The organism is Alkalibaculum sporogenes (assembly GCF_009362815.1).
GTDB classification, from domain to species: domain Bacteria; phylum Bacillota; class Clostridia; order Eubacteriales; family Alkalibacteraceae; genus Alkalibaculum_A; species Alkalibaculum_A sporogenes.
The window spans coordinates 1-8,180 of sequence record NZ_WHNX01000060.1 but is presented as its reverse complement, the minus strand read 5'-3'; the positions used below and the strand labels follow the sequence as shown (position 1 = coordinate 8,180).

The 8,180-nt window shown below is 40.6% G+C and carries 2 protein-coding genes; both read left to right on the top strand.

The genetic code is table 11. The features are described 5' to 3' along the window. Positions 1–124: 124 nt before the first annotated feature. Complete coding sequence (locus GC105_RS16255) at positions 125–919, top strand: hypothetical protein (RefSeq protein WP_207706994.1); 795 nt, start codon at positions 125–127, stop codon at positions 917–919. Between the two features lie 490 nt (positions 920–1,409). After that, a partial coding sequence (locus GC105_RS17380; RefSeq protein ID WP_193708462.1) for an Ig-like domain-containing protein occupies positions 1,410–8,180 on the top strand: 6,771 nt, incomplete at its 3' end.

Here is an 8,180-nt window from a genome sequence, read left to right as displayed (position 1 = left end):
ACATTCCTAATTCATATCTTAGTATGAAGTAAAAACAACTATTAAATTAACTTCAAATTTTTTACAGCACTTTTTGGGGTTATTCCGCAAATGCCTATTTGTTACAAGCTTATTAGTTGTGATTATGATCATGGCGATCTTTGCTATTCCAGCTATGGCAGCAACAGATTATCCCATGATTACCTTTGAGGATAGCGCTGACTTTACAGTGATAAAGGGCTATTTGCAAACAGAAGTAATGACAGTACAGGGGCTTGACAGTTCTTATGTAAAGCATGATCTTGGTGCGGACGAGCAATACGTCACCTGGACAAGCAGCAATACCAATGTTGTTCGATTTAGAGATGGGATAATACCAAAAACATCTATTACGGGCAAAGATACAGTAACTGTACAAACCCTGATTCCTGGAACGGCTGTAGTAACTGCTACCTACGATACCCCTACTGCTGATCCTGTAACTGTAACTAGCTATGTAGTAGTAGAAGGAACTACAACTACTTCATCTGTATCTGGTATTGACATAGACGTAGATGGATACAATACCAGTGATTTCTCATTTGCTGGACTTACCGTACCTCTTTTCGACTTATCTGATGCAGGAATTACAGATAATGATAATGATGTATTGAAAAAAACACCTACCGCCTTACATGCTTTCCTTTACGCATTAGAAATACAAAATAGTACGGAAACCACTTCGACCCCTATCGGAAGTTTTGATTGGGATTGGGTTAAAGATAATGTAGTCCTTAATAGCGAAGGCTCTTATCTACAAGCAGTAGGTACTGATGACGGTGGTACTGACTGGACAAGAGGATGGCAGTTTACAGTAAACGACGATGCTCCTGAACATGCAGCTTCTGTAGCGCCATTAACTACTAATGCTGAAGTAACTTGGGGATTCTTGCCTTGGTAAGCAGCAACTGAGATTTTTAAACCTGAGGAATCTTCCTCAGGTTTTTCTCTGTGAGTTTGAACATAATGATTGAAATCTATATACTAATAAGATAAAATGATGATGTTAGGTATTTGCGTAATAAACAAAACTTATTTAATAGGTATTTTACAGAAATATTATAATAGTATTTTCATTATTATATTAATGAATTGCTGACTGGAAAACCAGAGGCACGAATCAATATATCACATTAGTTAAAAAACTAAGAGTGGTACATTGATTTGTGCCTCTTTTCGTGAACCAAGGAGCCAAGCGAAAGCGAAGTTTTCGTAGTAGACATATAATGAACCAACCAAATAGCTTGCTAATTTGGTTGAAGAATTATATGTCTACGAAATGGAAGCGCAGCTTACATTTGGCGAGTGGCCCCGTAAAGAGAAATACGCGAAGCGTGTATTTCTTCTAGTCAAAAAATGGAGGTAGATAAGATGAAAAAAAACATCGAAAAGTGGAAAGGATCATAATATTTTATGCAAGAAACAAAGAATTACAAGGAGATGAAATTTGGATAGTCAGAAAAGTAGAGAAAAGTAGCTTATCCTTTACATTCCAACTTTCAAAAAAAGGGGGCAACCAAAAAATGAAGTACAAAAGACATATCAGCATTCTGCTGACATTTGTCATGCTGTTTTCTATTATCACACCTGTGGGAACAATACCAGTATCTGCTAAGGAAGGAGACAGTACACCGCTAAAATTAGAAAAACATACGCCAGAAACAAATGTGAGTATGGAAGGCGTAGAAGGAGAACTAAGCATTACCTTCAACCAGCCCGTAACCATACTAGAGGGCAAACAAATCCAACTCCTATACGATAAAGAGGGGGATGGGAAACCCAATGATCCTGTCCTGGTACAAGAAGAGCCAGAAGAAGGACAAGACCCTGTAGAACCACATGACGGCATAGGTGGAGATAAGGGAGAGTATACTGAAATCCTTACCATAGATAAGAAAGATCCCAGCAAAGTCTTAGTAGATCTCACGTATCTGGAAAAAAATTTACTGCAAGAAGACCATGTCTACCAGTTGAACATCTACGAGGTGATCAAGGCAACAGACCATGAGGAAAGCTTTGCAGGACTAGGACTTACAGAAGACCAGGATACCTGGATTTTTGATACAGAGACAAATAACGAAATTACATCAATAGAAATAGCAGGCGAGAAAAAAGTAACACAGGGAGAAAGCACCTTCTTAATAGCTAGAGTAAAAAATCAGCATGATAATGCTTTAATAAAGGAAAAAGTTACTTGGAGTAGCAGTAACCAAGAGATTGCTACAGTAGATAAAGACAGTGGAGAAGTGACCGGAGTAGTAGAGGGAAAAGCTACTATTACTGCGATTTCCACCAATAAAACAGATGTGAAAGAAACTTTTACTATTCAAGTTGAGAAAAAGGAAGAGATCGTCAAAGCAGACGTTACCCAACCTCTAGAGTTAGAGAAAATGACTCCAGAACATGAAGGAAGCCTAGGGGGCACAGATGGGGAAATCAGCCTTACCTTTAATCAGCCTGTTGAGGTGTTTGAATCCCCAGATTTTCCTATGGAGGTAATGATTGAATGTGACATCAACGACAATGGACAGTTTGAGCAAACCCTTTTCACAGACCTAAATGATCCAGACAGTATGCTTTTAAGCGGAGTATTACAGGTCAGTGATGAAAATCCAAATAAGGTCATTGTGAACGTCAATGATCTATTGATTGAAGGACATGACCACGCCTTGTGGATTAACTCCGTCATTCGAGTGAAGGGCAGTACGGATACGGACCCGGCAAGTGAGCAGGTATTTGAAGGACTACTCAATGGACGAGACTGGGTTTTTAGTACTGCATCTGGTACAGTACCAGTGGTCGACAGTATAAAGATTACGGGAGAAGAAGTAGTAACAGTAGGAAAAAGTACGACCCTAAGTGGAGAGGTAAAGGATACCCAGGGCAATATCATGGAAGGAGAAACTGTCACGTGGACAAGCAGTGACGAGAGCAAAGCCACTGTAGATGAAAACACGGGAGAAGTCAATGGTATAGCTGAAGGTACAGTGACAATCACAGCAACCTCCACCACGGATAATAATATTACCGCCAATAAGCAAATCCTAGTTGAGGCGGTGGAAAAGCCACTGGAGCTAGTAAGCCTGACTCCGGAACATGAAGGAAGCCTAGGGGGCACAGATGGGGAAATTAGCCTTACCTTTAATCAACCAATTGAGGTGTTTGAATCCCCCGATTTTCCTATGGAGGTAATGATTGAATGTGACATCAACGACAATGGACAGTTTGAGCAAACCCTTTTTACCGATCCAAATGATCCAGATAGTATGTTTTTAAACGGAGTATTACAAGTCAGTGAAGAAAATCCCAATAAGGTTATTGTGAACGTCAATGAACTATTGATTAAAGGTCATGACCATACCATGTGGATTAACTCCGTAATTCGAGTTAAGGATAGTACTGAGACAGATCCTAGCAGTGAGCAGGTATTTGAAGGATTGTTAGGGGGAAGGGACTGGATTTTTGACACCAAAATACAAACCGAAGAAGCCTCAAACATAGAAATCACTGGAGATTCTGCTGTCAAAGTGGGAGATAAACTTACCCTTACTGCCAATGTCAAAGACGCAAATGGCAATATCATTCAAGATCAAGACGTCAACTGGTCCACAGCAGATGTAGGTACAGCCACAGTAGAAAAGAAAACCCTAAATACTTCAGAAATCACTGGAGTAGCTACAGGAAAAGTAATCATCACCGCTTCCCTAGCGTCCAATTTTGAGGTGAAAGCCACCCTGGAAATCACCGTGGGAGATGCCCTAGATTATGGACTCATGGTGAAGCAAAGTATGCAACTGTCTTCTAAGAGAGGGGTAGAGGTTAAGGGCGTCAGCATGTACGACGGAGTAGTTCATGCCATCGTACAAGATAACCATGATACCACTACCAAGCTATACGCCTTTGACTTATACGGACATGAACTGTGGAAAACCTCATTAGATTCTGGAACGAGTGCTGGTAACTGGACCTGCGTACCTGTATATGATCAAGATGGGACTATCTATGTCCAGTATACGAAGCTAGGTGGGAAAACAATAGTATATGCCATCCACCAAGATGGAGCTATGAAATGGAAAAAAAATATTGAACAAACACTGGTTGAGAATACTGAACCAGTAATTGTAGAAAATCAACTAATTATTACTGTAAGAGATGGAATTTACAGCCTAGATACCCAGTCAGGAAACATCAGTTGGCACAAAGGAATCAATGGAGAAGGACTATCTTCCAATGGGGAAAACCATCAAATTGAGACGTCTCCTGTGGCTTATGGCAATATGATCTATGTGACAATCAAAGGGAAAAGCTTATCTGTTGAAGATGACAAAATCCAAGCCTACGATGTTAATGGCAACGAAAAATGGCACTATATCGCTCAAAATGGATTGTTAGATCCCCTAATCGGCTATGGAACCGTATATGTAGTAGATGAGAAAGGAAAAATAGCTGCCCTTGCCCCAGGAGATGGAAGTACATTCACCAGTAATCCATTAAATGGGTATCAAATAGAAGATGTGCGTAGGTGTGTACGAGCGCTTATCGGTGCAGATAATTCGCTATATATCAAGTACGAAACACTAAAAGAAGAAGGGAAAATCATTGCACTTAACTCCAATGGCACACAGAAGTATAGCTATACAACCACTTCTAATGGAATAAGAGTAGTGGATGATGCAGGATATTTATATTACACACAAGGGAATTCCGAAGGCAGAAGTACCATTTATGCTGTAGATCCCTATGGAAAATTGGCAGATAGTATTCCAGGATATGACAGTACGCTAGCCTATTATAATAACATCAAAATATACGGCAATGTATTATTAGGCTCCAGAGGAATTTATGGACAATTTATCGTAGCAAAAATACAGCACGATGTTCCTGAAACACCTCAATCTATAGAATTTATCCAGCCGGATAAAACTATGGGAGTCAATATCCAAGACACCCTGTCTGTAGTGGTGAAAAACACATCAGGAGAAGTTATGATCGCCGACGAACTAGAGTGGTCTAGCTCAGATACTAGCGTGTTATCTGTAGTAGATGGAACAAAGGGAAACTTTAAAGGACTAAAATCCGGTACGTCACAGGTAACAGTAAAAGTAAAAGACCATCCCGAAGTGACAAAGACCCTCACAGTAATAGTAGAAGAGAAACAGCCAGTACCTACTACTGTAGAAATTCTATCAAAAGATGGAAATGTAGTGGATAACGCCATAGAAATAGAATTCAAAATACCTTATCCATTTACCTATAGGGTAAAAGATCAATACGGTGAAATAATGGAACAAGAAACGGTATTTTGGCAGACAAGCTTAAATCTAGCCAAGGTTACCGTAGATGAAGATGGTTTGTTTCATCCAAGAGCTACAGGAGCATTCCCCTTAGCAGCTGTATCCAACCAAGATGCAAATATTCGAAAAGACATCACGGTAAATATCAAAAAAGAAGCAAGCGAATTTGGTGGTATCTTGCCCAAGGAAATAGTACTTACCCTTCCTGGTCATGTACAGCTTAATCCCTCCAACCAATACGACGAACCCTTTACATTAGAAGGGATTACCTGGACCAGTGCTGACGAGTCCATTGCCAAGGTAGACGAAACCGGCGTGGTTACCGCCACAGGTTACGGTACCACTACGGTCACCGCCACAAAAGGAAGTGATTCCTTCACCAAGGAGATTCACGTAGTAGACGCCTTTGGCTATGACTGGAATAAAGAATACAATCAGGTACAGGATGATTTTGCAGAAGACAATGAGGGAAATATCTACTACAATATCCTCACAGCGCAGGGCAAGGCGCAACTTGTCTCCACAAAGCCTGACGGCAGTGAAAACTGGAATGTGAGCTTAGATGGAAAATACATTCAACATATCCAGTGGCTAGAAGATAGTCTCTACTGCATCACCAACGTATCTGGGGGAAATCGGTATCTCACTAAGGTCAATCCCAAAACGGGAAAAGAAATATGGAACTTTAATATAGGAGCGCAGGGCATTGACAATATTCAAGAAGGACCCAATGGCAATATCTATGTGGCAGTAAATAAAAACTTCTACGCCGTAGATAAAACCACAGGAGATCAAAAGTGGAGCCAAGCCATAGAGGGAACCCTATACAATTATGCTCTTGATGCAGATGGAGTTCTATATATGCCTGTATACAACTCAGGAAATACCCAAATCCTAAAAGTCCAGGACAAGGGAGATAAAGGAACTGTTCTCGAGAGCAATATCCTGGAAAAGATCCAATTTGGAGTAGTCAACAGCGATCTTCTTGTAGATCAAGAGGGAACCCTGTATAGTTATTTCGACGGTACCATAGACGACATAAGATCGACTGGTGTCTGTGCAGTTAAGGATGGAAACATAGAGTGGTACCATTTCTTTAGTAGTCCCTATACAGATCCCTCAAATATGCGTAAGATTTCTTTGGGTAAGGATGGTAGAATATATTTTTCATCCTTTTACCCTAATACTTCGAAACAAATGAGTAAATTTGGCGTGCTAGATAAAGACGGGAATCTCCTATGGGAAAAAGAACTGACGGATTTAACCGAATCCGGCAAGACCATGTACGCCAGCGGAGATTTTGAAGTAGACGATAGTGGAAATATCTACATACCCATGATGCAATACGCCAGCGGAACCACCATCAGCAGAGAAAAAAGTATCTTAGTCAAAATCAATTCAGAAGGAACAATAACCCGATACCTTTCTTATAATATGGACAAGTACGGGCGATTTGACTACATACATATGTCGGATAGTGGCATCTATATTACAGGACTTTATGAAAAATACGTAATCAAACTAACTCATGAAAACACCCAAGCACAAGTCGCCGACGAAATTCACTTAAAAGCTGCTAGGTCCAGCATCGTAAAGGGCGACTATTTAGACATCACAGCTACGGTATACAGTCAAGTAGGCATTGCCATGGAGGATGAAAAAGTTACCTGGACCAGTAGTAAGCCAAATATTGCAAAGGTAGATGAAAATGGCAAAGTCACAGGTCTTGCAGTAGGCACCACAGTAATCACAGTAACCTCTGTTACCAATCCGGAGGTAAAAGCAACCTACGACATCAACGTTATCGATGCAGGAGCCAACTACATTACTAGGGATAAGTTAGAGGAACATATCCAAGATATCCTTAAATACTACAAAAAAATAGGCATCGATGCAGACTGGGCGGCCTTTGCGGTAGCAGCACTGGGAGAAGATATCAATAGTACAGCCTATGCCACCAATAACAAAACCTATATGGGAAGACTGTGGGATTTAATAAGCGCCAGTGAAAGCTTAGGTGCCATCACAGAATACGAAAGAATGTCTCTTGCCATTCTTGCAGGAGGATATGACCCCCATAACTTTGGAGGCATGAACCTCATAGAAAAGATATACAACTTCAAGGATTTATCACAAGGAACAAATGCAGTCATTTGGGGACTCATCGCCTTAGATGCAGCAGATGCCAAAGTACCAGAAAGTGGGAAGTACTCACAAGAATTCTTTGTAGATCACTTATTAAGTAATCGTGCAGGGAAAGGGTGGTCATTATCATCTGGAGGAAACCCTGACGTAGATATTACAGCTATGGCAATCTACAGTTTGGCACCTTACTATAATGGTTGGGAAGACTATAGGACAACAGAAGTAAAAACAGCAGTAGATGAAGCTGTAACCTGGCTGAAAACAAAACAACAAGAAAAAGGTGGATTTAACTACACAGGAGCCAATATTATCAATACTGAATCTGTTGCTCAAGTCATCATGGCACTCACTTCCATAGGAATTGACCCACAAGGCGATGAATTTGCCAGAACGGGAGGAAATCCCGTATCGGCAATGCTCAGCAATCAAATGGCAGACGGTACCTTTATGCACGAAGCCGACATTAAGCAAAGCGATAGTATGGCAACCTATCAGGCGCTACAAGCCTTAGCAGCGCTAAAGCGCTTTAACGAAAAAGGCTACTCCGACATCTTCTACCACATAGGAGCAGAAGAACCAGTAAAAGTAGAAGCTTGGATGGAACTCATCACAGACATCAACAAGCTGCCAGAAAAAATTACCTTAAAAGATGAAAAAACGATTCAAAACTTACGAAAACGCTACGATGCCTTAGGAAAAGACAAAGAAAAAGTGACTAATCTA